The following is an 18035-nucleotide window of genomic DNA, read 5'->3' on the forward strand; positions in this document are numbered from 1 at the left end:
TCTTACGGCTCTTTTTTATTTACAGTAGCCGTCTAAAATTATCAGTAACAGATGTAAGTAACGGATTACCACTATGAAGAAAAAGGCTGCAATACTTTCAACTCTAATCGGTGTGTGTAGCCATGTATCAGCCGCGGAAGATTATACCGCGTATATAGTAAATGGCTCTTACGCCAATATTACTGAGTTTTCTTCCTACGTTGCTTTGTTCGTCGATTTGATTGAATACAACAATACTTATTATACTGGAAGTTATTGTGGTGGAACAATTTTAGATGCCAATCACATCCTAACGGCTGCTCACTGCGTTTATAGCTCGGACCCAGATAACAACCTCTATTCGCTGTTTACTGTAGTTGTACCTGAGTTGCAGAAGGAAAGTTTTTACCCCTATAGCATCAATGAAAAAAAACGCGTTTCAAAGGTCTATTATAGAGATGACTACAATAGCACCACGTTAAATAATGATCTGGCAATACTGCAACTGGAATCGGCACTAACAACTATCAACTCTAGTTATTATGCGACTAGACCTTCGACAGGTACTACTTACCGTAGTGCCTCTGAGACTTTTTATGCGGTCGGGCATGGTAATACCAAAACTGGTGTTGATGATAATGATGATTTACAAGTGGCTTCATTAACTTATGTCGAAAATAGTTCTTGTAACTACAGCAATATGACAGACACCAAACTATGTATGGAGGGAGCGGTTAATCCATCAAACGGCTTAGAAGCCAGCACTTGCCAAGGGGATTCTGGAGGCCCTTTGTATTGGTACTCCGGTGGCAGTTACATTCAAGTGGGATTAACCAGTTTTGGCCCTTCTACATTTTGCGGGGATGCTAGCTTTAATTCTACTTCAGTCTTTACCGAAGTTTATGACTATCAAGATTGGATCGACGCCGTACTAGCGGGTACCGAAACAGCAAAATATATCTCGACTGATGCAAAAAGACAGTCTTACGTCGACCGTATTGGACAAGAATCTTCTAGCTCAGGAGATTCTGGCGGAGGGGCATTCGGTTTTATGTCACTATTGTTTATGACTATTTTGGCGTTAGTGAGGCGTAACGCTCAATAAAATACTTAACTACCTTTCAACTATTTCTTTAAGTCGTTGCGCATATACTTGCGCGACGACTTTTTTCACATCGTGTAATGCACAATTCATCCGCTTTCTAATTACTGGGATCTAGTTCTATAGTTTACTGCTCCCAGCTTGTTTACATATTCTTTACATGCGCAATGGTTATCATATATTGATAATTGTATTTGTATAACTGATTAACTATAAAGAGAATTTCTTGAAAAAGTTTAAGTTTTTATTGGGGCCGATTTACCCTTTAGCCGCAGCTTCCGTTGCGATGATTGTATTGTTTACTCTTTCACGCATAGGATTGTCCTTATGGCATTTCGATCGTGTATCGGATGTTAATGGGTGGGGAGATATCCTATTGAGTGGGTTGCGCGTTGATTTCGCATCTGTCTCATATCTTTTTATTCTTCCAGCGCTATTAACTTCATTTCTATCTGGTGATCACGTTATTGGTCGCGTGTGGAACTGGATTCTTAGGATTTGGATAACGGCTGGTTTGTGGTTAGTGGTTTATATGGAAGCCGCGACACCGCCTTTTATCATTGAATACGATTTGCGACCTAATCGATTGTTTGTTGAATATCTTATTTATCCTAAAGAAGTATTTGGCATGCTTTGGTCAGGCTACAAGCTTGAGCTATTTTTGGGGATCGCTGTAAGTGCCATAACGCTTATTGTTGGTTGGAAATGGTCTGCGTCTCTCGTTAAATCATTAACATACCCACGTTGGTACTGGCGGCCTTTGATTGCTGTTGCTGTGGTTGCTATATGCTTGATGGGGGCTCGTTCATCTCTTGGACACCGACCATTGAACCCTGCGATGGTGGCATTTGCTGCTGACCCTTTAGTAAATGACTTGACGTTAAACTCCTCTTATTCAGTAATATTCGCAGCCAAACAAATGGGCTCAGAAGCGAGCGCATTTGAGTTTTATCCAAAAATGGATAAGCAACTGATTGTTGATCAGATCAAAGATTCTATGAATATTGATTCAAAAGCATTCACTGATAATCAAAAACCAACACTGGCTAATCATGTTGCGTCTTATACCGGTCCAAGAAAGAATGTTGTGATTCTGTTGCTGGAGAGCCATGGGGCACGTTACGTAAAGAGTTTGGGTGGTATTGATGCTTCTCCAAATCTGGACAAACTGATTCAAGAAGGCTGGGCATTTACAAGAATGTACGCCACAGGTACTCGCTCAGTTCGCGGTATCGAAGCGGTAACAACAGGCTTTTCTCCGACACCAGCTAGAGCTGTGGTTAAACTGGGTAAGAGCCAGACGAACTTCTTTACCATCGCTAATTTGTTGAAAGCAAACCAATACCACACTCAATTTATCTATGGTGGGGAAAGCCATTTCGATAATATGAAGAGCTTTTTCTTAGGTAATGGCTTTGTCGATATGCAAGATTTTCCAACATTTTCTTCTCCAAAATATGTTGGCTCTTGGGGAGCTTCGGATCAAGACCTCTTTACGAAAGCCGATGAACAATTTGCACAGCTATCAAAAACAGAACAGCCGTTTTTTAGTTTGGTGTTTACCTCTTCTAACCATAGCCCGTTTGAATATCCAGATAGTGTTATTGAGCCACACAACCAACCTAAACAAACCGTAGAAAATGCGGTTAAGTATGCTGATTATGCTTTAGGCGAGTTTGTCGAAAAGGCGAAGAAATCTAAATATTGGAACAACACTGTTTTTGCAGTGATTGCGGATCATGATGCTCGTGCGACAGGAACGCTTCCAGTGCCAATTGGACATTTTAAAATCCCTGCAGTGATCTTTGGTGGCGGTATTGAACCTCAAATGGATGATCGTTTGGTGAGTCAAATAGATTTGGTACCGACACTACTATCGTTGGCTGGCATCAGTAGCCAGAACCCTATGATAGGACATGATTTAACACATGAAGTCCCTGTTGAAAAACAACGAGCAATGATGCAGCGCGATAAGAACTTTGCTTGGATGACAGCAGATAACGAGGTGGTGATTATTCAGCCAGAGAAGGGCATTTCTACTTACACTTATAATCCAAATGAAGATTCGTTGACCGCAGCACCTCTCAGTGAAGCGACGGTGATTAAAGCTCACGCCAACGCTATGTGGGGGAATTTAGCATTTGACAACAATTACTATACGGCTCAAAAGAGCTACGCTGTGAATCAATAACAAGAATCTCCTCAAGCAGTTGTTTTTGGCACTGCTTGAGGAATAACGTCACTTCTAAGCAGTGTATAGCGGCTAGCGCTGGCAACAGACAGGGGTTTAGAGAACCAATAACCTTGAAAATAAGATGCGCCCATGTCTTTGTATTTTTGGAACATGGCTTGATCTTCAATCCCTTCAAACACAATATCAATCCCTTTTGAGCGGCATAATTGAGTAATAAACTGTAGATACTGCTCATACGCATCATTGGTCATCGACTTCGTTGTCATCACTCTATCTATCTTAATTTGTTTTAGCGGTAAGCCTAAGAAGCTGTGAATCGAACTGAAACCGGACCCAAAATCATCAAGTGACAACGAAAATCCCATACTGCTTAGAATATAAATCTGGTTTAGTGCATTCTTGTTCCCGTCGAGCATGACGGTCTCTGTTAGTTCCAGAACAATGGATTTTGGTTCGACATTAGAATTTACAGCGAGAGTAAAAAGATTGGTTGGGAAGTTAGTGTCTAAGAGTTGCAATACCGAAACGTTTACGTTTACACGTATGTTGGCTTTGTTTAATTGGTTGTAGCGACTAATGAATTCACACGCTTTAGCAAAAACTAAATACCCCAGCTCATTAATCAGTCCTTTTTTTTCAGCAATAGGAATAAATTCATCGGGGTATATTTCGCCATAACCTTTAGACCTCCACCGGACTAAAGCCTCGAAACTGGCAACTTTGCCATTGGCTGCGTTGATTATGGGTTGGAACTTTACACTCAGAGAGCGAGAGTGTATTGCTTCTTTAAGTTCTTTCTCAATAAAAAAGAAACGGTCAACACTGTTCTGAGTTCTGCCAGTATAGATCTCAATACGAGAGCAATTGTTTTCACCTGCAAATTGGCAAGTTCTCGAAGCTATACTTAAGCACTCAGAAGGCGTTAAATTGGTGTCTATGTAAGGATAAACACCAATACTAATTTTGTCCCCATACAACTTGCCATATTCGAGTGTAGATTCTGCATAGTGCTTAAGGATATTTTGGCAAAGTCGTTGAAGTTCTCCAGTGGTGTAGTCGCCGTAAAGCAACACAGCAAAATCATCGGAACGTACGCGATAGTGCTCGCAATCATCATCAGGAAGTACACGTAACGCACCCGTTAAGTGTTCAATAATCTGCTGAAAAACATCTGTGCCATATTGGTTAAGATATGACTTAATATCGTCGATCTGGATATAGATAAGGGCGGCGTTTAGTTGTGGTTTTTTGGCGAGGGCTTCTATGTCGTGTATCAGTTTGGTTCTATTTGAAAGACCAGTGGCGTTGTCAAAAAAGGCTGCTTGGTGGAGATAGGATTCCATCAGTTTTTGGTCGGAGATATCTCGATGACTTCCAATCATAAAGGCATGCCCGCATATGTTTTTTGTCGTTGCGACACCTTCAACCCATATGTACTGTCCATTAGTCTTTCTTAAACGGTACTGAGTAACGACATTCCCACCTTCATCAATATGTTGGCCGATTCGGCTATCAAGCAACGCTGCATCTAAAGGGTGTACTATGCTGAACCAATCTGAGAGTTCAATAGTCTTCGATTCGAATCCGAATTGATGATAAAACTCAGGATTATAAAAAGTCATTAAACCCTGTTCATCCATATAGAAAACACCGTGTTTAAACACGTCGAATATATGCACTAAACGCTTTAAATACGTGTCATCTAGAGCATTCTCTATAACAGATAATTTATCTTGTTTTAACGACATAACCGCATACCAACTCTAACAACTGCTAACCATAATGCGAAAAATGGATGAAAGAAATATGAACCTAAAACATCTGTAAGGCTAGAGCTTTAGAGCATTAATCCTAAACGATGTTTCAATTTAAATCTAAATGAATAGTGATTCAATTATTGATAATAATAATTGTTGCTAATCGTGCTATAGCGCAAGCTTTAATAACAAAAAGTACACTTGTAATAGCGCATCTCTTTGATGTTTAAAACAATAGACCTATAAAAATGCGGCTAAGCGCCGCATTTTTGTTTTCGTCAGAAATGTGTTTAGCGTTCCCAATACGCCTCTTCCAAACTGTCTTCGCGTTCAGGCAACGATCGAGATAAGCGAGGTGAGTGCTGTGTTAACACTTCATAGCTGACACGGTTTGCGTATTTACATACCTGAGAGAGAGAAGAGTAAGTCAGATATGGCTGATCGTGCTTAACGGAATTTGGCACATTAATCAGATGGAAGGCGTTGGCCGCCATATCATGCAACAGCGCAGATAAAGCACCGTCACCCGCTCCGTTGGTATTCTTTATTTCTAGTGGACCACCAAGATAAGGGCCAATGTGTGAATAGATTTTGACTGGGTTTGTACAGTCATTTTTGCGCATGGCACGGCTGAATTCGTACTTATTAAACTCTGGAATGTTGCCCGGAAGTAGTGGTAGTTCTGTTTCACGCTTACTGGATTCGTCAGTATAACCAGCCATAAACAAGCCGATTGGTCCTGCGGTACAGAGAACTAAATCGACCCATTGAAGAGCGGCGTCTGATGCAAGAAGCGGATCTTTATGCCCCGTTAACGCTTCACCTTCTTCTTCATTCATAGCCACGACAGTGACGTTTTCCTTTAGAAACTCTTGCCACCATTTCTCATTGCCCTCAATGACGTACTTGGTGCCCAGAGTTAACACTACAGGAATGTTGTTTGCCTTGGCTAATTCAATCGCTCGTTGAACCGCTTGAGGCATAGGATCTTCAGGCTTTCCACGCATAAGATAAGAAGAGACAACCAAAGCCGACGCTTTTTCGAATACTTGCTCAGGAATACTATCCGGACGCAACTTATTCATGTGGCCTTCATTTATGGCAAAGGTACGTTCGCCATCTTCGGTGATTAACGTATAGCAACGACCTATAGGTCCATCAACCGTTTGAAGATGATTGAGGTTCATGCGTGAAGAAGTTCGACATAAGTAACGATAGGCAAATGAACCTACTTCGATGTTTTTAGACATAACACCAAGAAGCACAGATTTGCTATCTGCCAGCACGGAATAGTTGTGTAGCGTATTGCCAATGGTGTCACCCGGATGTTGATGGGTGATGAGATTCAGCTCAACCAGCTCCCTATATAAGGCATCTGCTTTAGCCTCTTCTAGGACAAGAGAATGACCTTTGCTCAAATTGTATTTGGCTAAGAAATCGTTATCGACTCGAGCTTCTATATCAACAATTGTTTGGCCAACACCAACGATAGTTGGACGATGTAGCTTTGGTGCTTGTTGAATGTGGTTAAGTAATGGATCTCGAGCATGTGTCGGAAAGTAGTGCTTAGATTTACGCTGTCCGGGAAACTTCATCTTGACTGTAAGGGGAAAGAAATATTTCGTGCATAATATCACAAATATATTTTTATATTTTCATTTTATTACACGGAAAATGGTTTTTGTGGGTACCACTTTCCGTGCATCTGACTCATTGTTGAGTGGTGGTTTGATTGTCTGGAAAAGCGTTATAGGCTTTTGTGCCCCAAAGTGGAACAGTTGACAGGCTGTGTTTAAAACTACCGTCCGTTTCCTTGGTTGTATAGGACAAATAAAGAAGTGTTTGATTTTCTGGATCAAAAATACGTCTGACTTTCATAGTCTTAAAGAAAATACTCTTCGACTGCTTGAACACTACCTCACCAGATTTACTCTTATCGATTGATGCGATCATGTCCGGAGTGATATCGCCCGTTTGTCGACACGAGATTGAGCTGTCACTCGGGTCTGAAAGACTTAAATTTGCTTCGATGGACGCTATATGGCAAGTCACACCCTGTATTTTGTCATCATGAAGCGATGCGATTTTAATATCCTTCATGGTAAATACGCCTAGAGATACATCACCAACTTCATTATCTGAACATCCGACTAGTAGAGTAGACAGTCCTACCATCAAAAGTAACTTTTTCATTGCTTATCCTATGGTGCCGCATACAAAGTTGAACTTATCATAACTCAAGTTGCAAACAGATGCCGAAGCAAATATCTGACTGTAAATAAAGAAAGATGTGTAGATGAGATATCAAGACTTGTGAGATTGAGTGTACCTAAGTATCCTTCGCTTATTCATTACTGCTAAATGTGGTTTTAGCGTAAGTACTTCAATAGAAGAATATTTCATGACAGATTCCTATCCAAACGTCGTTAAAGTGAAAAATCAGTGGCTGTTTGATCAAGTTGAGGTTGAGTTTCCGACGCCTGAAAGTTTAAAAGGCAGAGCCATTTATCAGTCTCTTTGTGAAGAGAATACTGTGACTCCGTTGATTCAAAGTACGCAAGAAACAGACATCAATTTAGATGAAATATATCTGGTTGATTTTCATCGTTTGACTGTGATGTTCTCATTACTTCAAGCATTGCGAGGACGTGACGAACAAGAGCAAAATTATCTTTTGGAGTTTTTCACCAAATTATCTTCTCTGAGCCTTGCTACCTTTATGTCGGATTTAAGCAAGCTGAACCAGTGGCTGCTGCTTTAATTACACAATCTGAAAACGAACTTTTGGTTTCAGATATTGTTGTAAAAGACCTTACCTATAGTTCTGCTGAGCAATTCGCTCTGGCAGCAACGCAAAAAGTGGCTAAAAAGTAACGAATTTTCAGGCTCTTTCTATATCGAACTCTAATATTAAGCGGCAAATTGAGTCAGAAAATTCCGGATTGTTTTAAACAGTGACGGTGCTACAAAATATCGACATTGCTGTGTAAGCAGATTTCAAATTGTTAACTGAATCATTTTTCCTATTTTGTTTGTAATTAAACTGCATAGAAAGGAGAAATATTATGGTTGGCAAAAAAACGAACTGCGTTATTTTCGATTGTGAAGGTACATTGGTCGACAGTGAACGCTTGTGTTGTGAAGCCCTTGTGCAAGTCTTTAATGAAATTGGGGCAGAGCTATCTATCGAAGATATTATTGATAACTTTGAAGGTGGCAAAATTGCCGACATTATGCATTCCACTTTGCAACTAGCAGAAAAAACTGCGGATATTGATGTGTTGGAACAGCGATATCGTGAAGTGTTGGAACCTCTCTTCTTACAGAAGCTCACACCAATGCGCGGTGCAGTTGCATTGTTAGATTGGCTTAGAGAAACAGAGACAGAATTTTGCGTTACATCGAACGCGCCCAAAGACCGTATTGAATCGATTCTAAAATCGGCAGGTTTATACAGCTATTTTCAAGGAAAAATCTTTTCAGCCTTCGAAGCAAATAGTTGGAAACCAGAACCGGATTTGATCCGCTATTGCGCTATGAATATGGGCTTTATGTTAGATGAATGTGTTTACGTTGATGATACGCACAAGGGTGTGAAGGCGGGGCTTAATGCCGGTGTAACCACCTTTCAAATCACGCCTTTAACTTGGCAAAATAGAGTGTCTCACCCCAAAGTTACAGTGCTAGAGAGCTTAGAACAGCTAACCTTGTATTTAGCTTAAGTATTGATATTAAAAATTCAATTAATGAAGCGTGTTCTCCGGCACGTGGATGTACGGGGTTAGCACCAGGTTAGTGGCTAATATTGTAGGCTCAATGTTACTCAATTCTTCCGTGTGGAAACCACATTTGCCACAGAGAAATTTTTCACCGCTTTCAGACAGCAAATATTCATCACTTTGACACAGTGGACAGCACTCGATCATTTTCATCACACATTCTCTTCAAATCGTTTTTATTATTTAGTTTTAGCTATTGCTTCTTTTATGCTCAGAATAAACGGAATGTCGGTCGGTGATTGTTATAATTACATTATTCTTTCATTTTTTGAGATTCAATTCATAAATCTATGAATTGAGTTTGTTGATTTCTAAACCTTAATTAACGAACTCAGTGATTTTGAAAGAAACTTCAAATACACAAAAAGAAAAACTTTAGTGGGGTCGAAGAAATGGATGATAAATTCTGTATCGTTTTAACCACAACAAACAGTCAAGATGTAACCCAGCAACTGATTCGATATCTTTTATCAAACCAATTGGCTGCATGTATTCAAACAATGCCTATCAACAGTCATTACATCTGGGAAGGTGAGGTATGTAATGATGAAGAGATCCTTCTAGTGATAAAAACCCAATCCAAATTATTCGAGCAAATAACGGAAGCGATTGAGCAGTTTCATAACTATGAAGTTCCACAAATTGTTCAAGTGCCTATTAATGATGGCTTCAACCCTTACTTGCAATGGATCGAAGCCAATACGAATTAGGCAGTTAATCGATTGGGGTTAATTCGAATCTGTACTGCGAGTAATGACAATGAGGCTAATGCACCTAAGGTATCGCACAGCATATCTTTTTGGGCATCCCAGATATCACCTTGAGAACCTAAGAAGGCGATACCTTCGTCCCCGCCAGCCAAAGCGGCATACCACCATTCAACAATTTCGTAGCCAGCGGCAATACTCATAATACAAAACAGAGCATAGCTACTGGCAAAAAATGGTTTAGCCAGTTTGTTTCGTATAAGCAGTTCGGCAATTGGGTATGCGTACAAGCCTATGGAAAAGTGCGCGACACGATCAAAGTTATTGCGCTCTGAACCAATCAGGGTATTGAACCAATCAAAAGGAACTTCTGAGAAGGTATATTTCGCGCCAATCGTATGCAGAGTCAGCCAAATGAAAAAGAGAGTATAAGAAGTTGTGCTCAATCTCTGTCTCATTGAAACCAGCCACACAATCGCAAGAATCAGTAGTGCAGGTATAATTTCGGCAACCCATACTGCTCGTGATGCGGGAGAGATGGCGGAAAAAATAAACACGGCTGTATATGCCAGAGTCAGTAGTGTCAGGCTTCTCGGTGCTGTCATATTTTAAATATCCTTTACTCAATTTCATAAAACATGTTTACATCATTTGAAACAGTGTTCAATTAAGTTGCAGTAAAAATCGAGTAGATTAATCTTAGAGGTAATTAGGAATTACTCGTATTCTAGAGATGAAAAGTTGAATAAAGGTCAAAGCCTTAATAGTTTCGTCCTATTCTTACTCGACAAAAAGCCTCTCATGGCTTTGAATAAAAGAAGGGAAAATTGAGAGAAACTATATGACTGAAGCACAGCAATTGTCTGCATCGTTTCGCAACTATGTTGAGAATCCTTTATTGTGGCCAATTTTGGAAGTGTTGAAACGGCAACCATCCGGTTGGAAAGTTCATACGCTTGCGGCGCATTTGGGTGAACTTGAACTGATGCCGACACTGGATGAAGCTCCAGAAAAAGATTTGTTCAAACGTAATTTTCTTATCATGAATGCGCTTTACCAACTGCAAGAGACTCTCTATCCGAAGCAATGGCTTCAAGTTGAGGCGATGGATATTATTCTGATGCCGATGTTTCGCAATGCCTCCCACGTAATTGATGTTGAAGATCCTTTGCGCGAATACTATTCACAGTGGGAGCACTATGAAGCAAGCGAAGGGGAAGTTAAACGCCTTCTCAATGAGTTTTGGACTCGCTATCGTAAGTTTGTTGGTGGCAGTAGCAAAGACTTAAATCGACAACAAGCCTTACGCTTATTCGAACTCCACGATGATGCTACACACTTTGAAATCCGCAAAACTTGGCGAAAGCTCGCTTTAAGATGGCATCCGGACAGAGATAACGGCAATGCGGAGAAATTTAGGATCTTATGTGAGGCTTGGAACATTCTGCGCCAAGAGGCTTAGAGATCTTTGAGCAGAAAAAAACAGCGCAAATTTGCGCTGTTTTTTGTTTCGATAACTCTTAACTCTTAATTCTTGAACTTAGCTTTGCGCATACGGTTCAGTGCTGCCATCGCATCCAGTATGCGAGGTTTCGCCAAATCGCCGTGGTTTGGCATGTTCTCGTGCCAATTGTCGTTAAGAAAGGCTTCGAAATTTTTAGCTGGGTTTTTCGACCAACCTGGCGTCTGTGCAAGCTGGAACCAAAGCCAACCGATAGCATTAACTTCAGAAGGTGACTCTATCTGCTCAAGAGCGCTTAAGTCAGTAAACTCTTTGCCAAAGCGAAGTGAATCTGTGCCTTTTGCTGATACTCGGAATTTGCCTTCCGCCAGTATCGTTTGTAATGCCATGCAGTTTAGAGAACGAGGTGCAATGTTTTCCAAAGGCGTTTCACATTCGTTTTTACGTTCAGTAGGGTGAAGCGCAATCACTTGCTGTGCTTTTTCAGTCACGTCAATCGGCTGGAAATCATGCATTTGAATCACAGTGTCAGCCACATCAAGGTAATCCCCAGAACCACCCATAACAACTAAGCTGGAAATCCCCATTTCATCACGCAGTTGACCAATGCGATCGACTAACGGAGTGATCGGTTCATCACCTTTGCTTACCAATGCTTGCATGCGTTCGTCACGTATCATGAAGTTGGTTGCCGAGGTGTCTTCATCAATCAGCAAAGTGCTAGCGCCAGCTTCTATTGATTCCTGAAGCCAAGCCGCTTGTGAGGTAGAGCCAGAGGCATCTTGAGTACTGAAGTCGCGAGTATCGCGGCCTAGCGGCAAATGGTTGATGTAGTTAGAAAGATTGAGATTGTGTACGCAACGACCGTCTTCAGCGCGTATTTTCATGGCATTAACATCAGCGACAATACCTTCACGTCCATCACCCGGAATATGGTTGTAGATTGAACGCTCTATTGCTGTAAGCAGGGTTGATTTACCGTGAAAACCGCCGCCGACAATCAAAGTGATACCTTTTGGAATGCCCATTCCGCGTACATCACCTTTATTTGGTGCCAGCAAAATGGTTTCCAATTCTTTTGGTGACTGGAATGCAACAGCATCTTTCATCGGTAGGTCGCAGTTACCAGCTATACGTGGCAGCACACTTCCGTTTGCCACAAAGGCAACCAGGTTTTTCTCATCAAGTTGAGAGCGCAATGCTTCTTGGTCCTCGATGGTTTCACAGTGATGAGTCAGCGCCTCAATATCCAATTCACGAGCATTGGTTGCTTTGCGAATGAATTTAGGCATATGAAATGTAAGCGTGTTGAGTGCTTTTTTCGCGAGAATGTCACGCCCTTCAGCAGGTAGAGACATACGGAAACGCAACTCAATGCCGTGTTCAGTAAATAATACGGCGGTGCTATCCATTACGGTTTGGCCGGTGATATGGATAGTTACGGAGTTTTCTTGCTTGGCGAATTCTGCGAATGAGCGAGCGATAAAGTCTCGGGCTGCCATTTGATAAGCCGGAGACTTATCTTTCAACCATGCTAAGCCAGTGAGTGACCATGCTCTTTTCGCACGCAAGCGCGAAGCTGACGCGAACGGATCTGACTGAACATAATCGATGTACAGATTGTAGTCGCCGAAATCATATTCGCCTTTGATTTGCTGGTATGCGCGATAATTCTGTTTTTCGAGTTTTTTCAGTTTTGCTGTTAATACATCCATCACGACTGCTCTTGGAATAATGAAAAGGGGGCGATTATAGGTAGCCCTATCAAGGGAGTAAAGCCATGTGTTGCTTAATCCTTGTGGGATAAACAAAAACTGTACTCTATTTAGGAGTACAGTTTTAGTGGCAGAGGGGTATTTGTCAACAAAGAGGCGGGTTCAGACAAGATGATCTGATTCCCATCAGCGGTTGAATTGATTAATAGTCTTGCGCTAAGAATGGCTTTAAGTCGACATCCTTTGAGTAGTCGACATTTTCAAAACCAAACCCATTGAGATTAAGAAACTCTTGCTTGAATCCTTGGTAATCGCCCAGTTGTTTAAAGTTATCAGCATTCATTTCGCCGAGAATCGCCAATACTTTTTCCTGAGTGTCTTGGTTAAGTTCCAGATCATCCATGCGGATCAAACGTTCGTTGTCAACTGGCGTGGTGACACTCTCTCCCAGATACAGTTTTTCACTGAATAAACGTTGCATCTGTTCAATACAGCCTTCATGGGTGCCTTTTTCTTTCATCACTCGATAGAGCGCTAAAATGTATGGGCTTAAGCCTGGAATAAACACACTCGCTTTTGTGACTAACGCCTTACAAACCGAAGCGTAAGCGCCACCATTGTAATTCGCTAACTTCAAATTAAGAGAGTGGCTGGTTTGGTGCAAATCAACCTTTGCATAACCCAAGGTACCATCAAGATAGATAGGGTGAGTGATTTCCGGACCAATGTATGAGAAAGCAACGGTTTTACAGCCGTCAGCGATAGAGTCCGAGTTGATCAAAGTATCAATCCAGTTCTCCCAGTCTTCACCGCCCATGACCTTAATGGTGCTGGCAATCTCTTCATCTGTCGCAGGTTCTAGTGTGCTATTTACCCAACTGTCGTTTTCCAGAATGATGGTGGAGCCTGATACTGCATCACCAATCGGTTTGATGGCGGAACGCCAGAACTCGTCACTGTCGCCTTTTCGGCGCATACCACTGGCGATACTGTAGATAACTAGGTCGACTTCACCTTCGAAGTACGTTTCGATTGCTTCGATCACTTGTTCTCTAATTTCTTTTGAGAACACATCACCATCAATATTGACGGCTACATTGCCATTTTGTTCTGCGTGCTTTTTAAAGAAATGGTTGTTGTAGAATCCAGCACTACCCACACCTTTTTCAGATGGCCCGCGCTCCATAGAAACGCCAATAGTGTCAGCATTCGCACCACCGAATGTTAACGCGATACGAGCGGCAAGCCCAAATCCGGATGATGAACCCAAAATTAAGACACGCTTAGGACCATGTTTAATTGGATTTGCTGATTTAACATATTGAATTTGCTTTAGAATGGCTTGTTCGCAACCGAAAGGATGTGCGGTACGAGCAACCACACCCTGAATTACGGGTTCTATGAGCATTATTGGTACCTTCTGGTTCTGTGGGGCAGTAACAATAGCGTAAAGTTAGGTAAAGTTTATTGAGCTGAGGCAACAGACCTACAGTTAGTTGGTCATAATGTAGGAAAACACCTTAAAGCAGAGGCTCTAGTTGTTCCGCCATGAAATCGGCTATCCATGGTTGGGCGTCCGGTTTTGGGTGCAATCCGTCTTGCATCATCCATTCAGGTTTGATGATGACTTGCTCTAGAAAAAATGGAACCAGTGGCACGGATTTTTCGCTGGCGATGTTGGGATAAAGTTGCGAGAACGCATCACTGTAACGTTTACCGTAATTGGGCGGGATACGGATCTGCATCAAGATCACTTGGCTGTTTTGCGCATGAATGGTGTCAATCATGGTTTTCAGATTGTTTTCAACAAGCTGAGGGGGAAGCCACGTAGCCCATCGTTGGCACCGAGTTCAATCAGAACGGAGTCAGGTTTGTGCTGTTGGAGTAATGAAGGTAAACGCGATAATCCGTTTCCGGTTGTATCGCCTGATATACTTCCGTTAATTACTGTTACAGATTTCCCTTTGTTTTTTAAAGCATCACCAAGCAAATTAGGCCAAGCTTGTTCTATAGACATGTTATAGCCGGCGCTCAAACTATCACCCAACACTAAGAGTGTGTTACTACTAGCGTTGGTCGAGAAAAATACAACAAGAAGCAAGGAAAGTAGTCTAGTCATGCAATCATCCGTTATTTCAGCTCAGTCTTTATCTAAAGTAGTCTCCACCAATCAGGAGCAATTAACAATCCTCAAAGAGGTGAATCTTGATATTCGCCAAGGCGAAAGTGTGGCCATCGTTGGTACTTCTGGTGCAGGTAAATCGACATTGATGACACTGCTTGCAGGATTGGACACGCCGACCAGCGGAGAAGTTCATCTGTTGGGGAAATCACTGACAGAGCTTGATGATGAAGCAAGAGCCGCGATTCGCAGTCAGTCGGTAGGGTTCGTATTCCAAAGTTTTTTGCTCATACCAAGCTTATCTGCATTAGAAAATGTCACTCTGCCGTGTTTGTTAAAGGGCGAAGCCGAAGATAAACAACGGGCAGAAGCGTTATTAAAATCTGTGGGGTTAGAGCATCGTATTCATCACTCGCCAAGTCAGCTTTCAGGTGGCGAGCAGCAGCGGGTTGCTCTGGCGCGGGCGTTTATGATCAGCCCACAAGTGTTATTTGCTGATGAACCGACAGGCAACCTAGATCAGGAAACCGCCGCGAAGGTTATCGATTTACTTTTTGAGTTGAACTCACAACATGGAACAACATTGGTTCTTGTCACTCATGACCCTGTTCTTGCTGCAAGATGCCAAAGACGCTTTCACATGACGGCAGGTATGTTGGAGGAGCGAGTATGATTGTTGCCCCATCTTTAAACAAACGTCTGTTTCGATGGAGCTTTAGCGAGATTCGCCACGGCCAATTGTGGCCGATTTCGGTAGCTCTAACTCTCATCATTGCTTGTGTGTTTGCGTTAACAGCATTGGCTGACCGTATGGAGCAGGTGGTTGTTAAGCAGGGAAAAGATGCATTGACGGCAGACAGTGTGTTTGTTTCGGCAAATCCTTTGCCTTCAACGTTGTTGCAATTGACCAATGAAAAAAACTTAACCACTTCCACCATGACTCGTTTTTCCTCCATGGCGTTCAGTGACAATGGTATGAAGTTAGTCACGGTTAAAGCCGTAGACAGCCAATATCCATTGCGTGGAGAAATGGAATTGTCGGATGGAAACACCATTAAGCATCAAATCCAGCCAAATCAGTTATGGCTGGACGAACGAATTTTTAACGAACTGAACGTAAATTTGGGTGACAGTGTCACGATAGGCGATGCTGACTTTGTCGTATCAGGCAGAGTCGTTCAAGAACCCGGTTTAAGCTTCAACCCATTTCAGCAAATGCCGTCCGTTTTTATTCACTTATCAGATGTTGAGCGCACCGGTGCTATCCAAATCGGCAGCAGAGTTCAATATCAGTTTTTCATCAATGCTGAAGAGCCTGTCATTGAACAACTGAAAAAAGCAGTCACTTTGTCCCCGAGTGAGCGATGGCGAGATCAAGACAGCGGCAGCAGAACCAATGAAGTGTTTGAAAGAACTCAGCAATATCTGTCTTTGACTGTGGCTATCGTGATCATCATGGCAGCTACCACTTTGGTTTTGACCTGTCAGCATTATGTTTCCACTCGTCAGCGTACGATTGCGATGCTTAAAAGCTTGGGTGCCAGTAAGCAATGGGTAGGGCGTTGGTTGGCCATTCAAGTGGCGTTACTACTTGGATTTGCCGCAGTGAGTGGCATTGTCATAGGTATGGGGCTGGAATATCTGTTGCGAGTTCCTTTGGTCGATCTGCTGCCTACGCCGCTTCCAAGTTATGGTTATAAGCCAGCGCTGGTGGCGCTGACTTCAAGTGTGTTAATTGCTGTACCTGCTTTGGGAATCCCGCTAGGGCATCTACTTAATGTAAATGCAGCTAGTGTTATGCAGAACACACAAAAGCAGAACCGAATGCGATGGAATACCACTCTTGCGCTTGTGCCTTTACTGCCCATGCTTGCTTTCTATTGGCAAAACAAGTTGGTTTGGATCGTACTTGCAGGAATAACGGTGCTGTTTTTGATTCTTGCTTTAATCAGCGTTGTGGTGACACGTTCTTTGGCAAAGTTACCGCTTAATACTGCAATGAAGCTGGCTCTTAGCCGGATCAATCGTTCTTCTGTGGCTACGGGCATTCAGTTTGGCGCCTTATCACTTTCGTTGATGCTATTGGCTGTAATGTGGTTGGTTCGAACAGATCTGTTGTCTGACTGGCAAAAAACACTACCAGCCAATGCGGCGAATGCGTTTGCTTTCAATATTGCCACTTATGAAAAAGATGCGTATTTGGAAACTATAGACAAAGCTGGAATTGAACGTTCGGATGCCTATCCGATCATTCGAGGACGATTAACTGAAATTAACGGTGTTGAAGCGAAAACTTATGCACAAGGGGAAGGGAGCAGCGACGCGTTAAGGCGTGAACTTAACTTCACTTGGGGTGATAGCCTGCCAACCTATAACGACCTGATTGCTGGAGAGTGGACGCAAAGCAAAGGGGTGTCAGTTGAGCAAGATGTCGCTGAAGACCTTGGCCTGAAAATTGGGGATAAACTGACATTCTCCATTAACAGCCAACCTATCGAAGCGACGGTAAATACTATTCGTCATGTTGAATGGCGTGCTATGAAGCCTAACTTTTACTTCATTTTTACACCGGATTTATTACAGGAAATTCCTAGCTCTTGGCTGGTTAGCTTTCGAATAGAACAGCAGCATGATGGGCTACTTACAGAACTGTCACGTAATCACCCTACAGTGAGCTTGATGGATATCCGAGCAATGGGAGCGAAAATCCAAGATCTGCTGACACAAATTGTTTGGTCGATAACAGTACTTGCTTTGATGGGCGTAGTCGCTGGTATACTCCTGATTTTTACGTTATTACGCTTAAGTCTGAGTCAGCGTCAGCAAGAGATAAGGCTGTATAGAACTTTAGGCGCGAGCCGTCGCCGAGTTACTCAGACTATTTGGTCAGAGTTTGGGCTTATGGCTTTGGTTGCCGGTATCGTTGCTGCTTTAAGCGCAGATGTGGTCGTAGCGAGTGTTATGAAGTTCGGTTTTGACTTGTCACCTTCGTTACATCTGAACATGTGGCTGGTGCTGCCAATCGTCACTTTTTGCACATTAGCTGCGGTTGTGAATAGTTTAATTAAGCGTTTGTTAGTTCCTATAAATAAAGCATTTAATTAGTGATTCCTTGAGTAAGTGCGAGAGTTATCCACAAAAACGGTGGATAAATGCTGGGATAACTAAGAGCTCTGATGCAGTGTATTTCTGCCTTAGCCCCGTAGAACCTTTGGCTG

Annotated in this window: 15 protein-coding genes and 1 pseudogene; 9 read left to right on the top strand and 7 right to left on the bottom strand. The window is 42.3% G+C overall.

Features of this window, described 5'->3' with window-relative positions:
• Nucleotides 1–73 precede the first annotated feature (73 nt).
• Together P4S58_RS17210 and P4S58_RS17215 are read left to right on the top strand one after the other, a co-directional pair.
• Nucleotides 74–1084, top strand: a complete 1011-nt coding sequence (locus P4S58_RS17210; RefSeq protein WP_337164899.1) for a S1 family peptidase — start codon at nucleotides 74–76, stop codon at nucleotides 1082–1084.
• Nucleotides 1085–1307: 223 nt separating this feature from the next.
• A complete protein-coding gene (locus tag P4S58_RS17215; RefSeq protein WP_443089022.1) occupies nucleotides 1308–3272 on the top strand; it encodes an LTA synthase family protein in 1965 nt (654 codons plus the stop codon).
• An 11-nt stretch (nucleotides 3273–3283) separates the two neighbouring features.
• Here the strand turns inward: P4S58_RS17215 and P4S58_RS17220 are convergent, their stop codons facing one another.
• From P4S58_RS17220 to P4S58_RS17230, 3 genes are all read right to left on the bottom strand, one after another.
• Complete coding sequence (locus P4S58_RS17220; RefSeq protein ID WP_102963987.1) at nucleotides 3284–5023, bottom strand: EAL domain-containing protein; 1740 nt, start codon at nucleotides 5021–5023, stop codon at nucleotides 3284–3286.
• A gap of 299 nt (nucleotides 5024–5322) precedes the next feature.
• Nucleotides 5323–6627 carry an inosine/guanosine kinase gene (locus P4S58_RS17225; protein WP_042487356.1) on the bottom strand — a complete coding sequence of 435 codons (1305 nt, stop codon included), beginning with the start codon at nucleotides 6625–6627 and terminating at the stop codon, nucleotides 5323–5325.
• 115 nt (nucleotides 6628–6742) lie between these two features.
• Nucleotides 6743–7225 carry a CreA family protein gene (locus P4S58_RS17230; RefSeq protein ID WP_102969229.1) on the bottom strand — a complete coding sequence of 161 codons (483 nt, stop codon included), beginning with the start codon at nucleotides 7223–7225 and terminating at the stop codon, nucleotides 6743–6745.
• Nucleotides 7226–7433: 208 nt separating this feature from the next.
• Here P4S58_RS17230 and P4S58_RS17235 point away from each other — a divergent pair, with 208 nt between their 5' ends.
• The 4 genes from P4S58_RS17235 to cutA all read left to right on the top strand — a co-directional run bounded on the left by P4S58_RS17235 (nucleotide 7434) and on the right by cutA (nucleotide 9521).
• Nucleotides 7434–7793 (top strand): hypothetical protein, encoded by a 360-nt coding sequence (locus tag P4S58_RS17235; RefSeq protein WP_337164901.1) that lies wholly within the window; start codon nucleotides 7434–7436, stop codon nucleotides 7791–7793.
• On the top strand, nucleotides 7778–7906 hold the full coding sequence (locus P4S58_RS17240) for a hypothetical protein (protein ID WP_337164903.1): 129 nt from the start codon (nucleotides 7778–7780) through the stop codon (nucleotides 7904–7906). Before P4S58_RS17235 ends, P4S58_RS17240 begins: the two co-directional genes overlap by 16 nt.
• A 191-nt stretch (nucleotides 7907–8097) precedes the next feature.
• On the top strand, nucleotides 8098–8754 hold the full coding sequence (locus P4S58_RS17245) for an HAD family hydrolase (protein WP_042487349.1): 657 nt from the start codon (nucleotides 8098–8100) through the stop codon (nucleotides 8752–8754).
• A gap of 449 nt (nucleotides 8755–9203) precedes the next feature.
• Nucleotides 9204–9521 (top strand): divalent-cation tolerance protein CutA, encoded by a 318-nt coding sequence (gene cutA / locus P4S58_RS17255; RefSeq protein ID WP_337164905.1) that lies wholly within the window; start codon nucleotides 9204–9206, stop codon nucleotides 9519–9521.
• Here cutA and P4S58_RS17260 read toward each other — a convergent pair.
• Entirely contained in the window at nucleotides 9518–10123 is a 606-nt protein-coding gene (locus P4S58_RS17260; protein ID WP_337164907.1) for a DUF2238 domain-containing protein, read from the bottom strand. The genes cutA and P4S58_RS17260 overlap by 4 nt on opposite strands.
• Before the next feature lie 236 nt (nucleotides 10124–10359).
• Between P4S58_RS17260 and P4S58_RS17265 the strand changes: the two genes are divergently transcribed.
• The gene (locus P4S58_RS17265) at nucleotides 10360–10980 is read left to right on the top strand and encodes a DNA-J related domain-containing protein (RefSeq protein WP_042487342.1); all 621 of its coding nucleotides are present in this window, start codon (nucleotides 10360–10362) and stop codon (nucleotides 10978–10980) included.
• Between the two features lie 65 nt (nucleotides 10981–11045).
• Here the strand turns inward: P4S58_RS17265 and P4S58_RS17270 are convergent, their stop codons facing one another.
• The 3 genes and pseudogenes from P4S58_RS17270 to tesA all read right to left on the bottom strand — a co-directional run bounded on the left by P4S58_RS17270 (nucleotide 11046) and on the right by tesA (nucleotide 14814).
• A complete protein-coding gene (locus tag P4S58_RS17270) occupies nucleotides 11046–12695 on the bottom strand; it encodes an ABC-ATPase domain-containing protein (protein ID WP_337165820.1) in 1650 nt (549 codons plus the stop codon).
• Between the two features lie 202 nt (nucleotides 12696–12897).
• Nucleotides 12898–14103, bottom strand: a complete 1206-nt coding sequence (fabV, locus tag P4S58_RS17275) for an enoyl-ACP reductase FabV (protein ID WP_337164908.1) — start codon at nucleotides 14101–14103, stop codon at nucleotides 12898–12900.
• 112 nt (nucleotides 14104–14215) lie between these two features.
• Nucleotides 14216–14814: pseudogene (gene tesA, locus P4S58_RS17280) on the bottom strand (multifunctional acyl-CoA thioesterase I/protease I/lysophospholipase L1).
• Between tesA and P4S58_RS17285 the strand changes: the two are divergent.
• Nucleotides 14813–15490 (top strand): ABC transporter ATP-binding protein, encoded by a 678-nt coding sequence (locus P4S58_RS17285; protein ID WP_042487330.1) that lies wholly within the window; start codon nucleotides 14813–14815, stop codon nucleotides 15488–15490. The pseudogene tesA and the gene P4S58_RS17285 overlap by 2 nt on opposite strands.
• Complete coding sequence (locus P4S58_RS17290; protein ID WP_102953503.1) at nucleotides 15487–17922, top strand: ABC transporter permease; 2436 nt, start codon at nucleotides 15487–15489, stop codon at nucleotides 17920–17922. Before P4S58_RS17285 ends, P4S58_RS17290 begins: the two co-directional genes overlap by 4 nt.
• Nucleotides 17923–18035: the final 113 nt, after the last annotated feature.

This window comes from Vibrio sp. Hal054 (assembly GCF_037162405.1).
Taxonomy (GTDB): Bacteria; Pseudomonadota; Gammaproteobacteria; order Enterobacterales; family Vibrionaceae; genus Vibrio; species Vibrio diazotrophicus.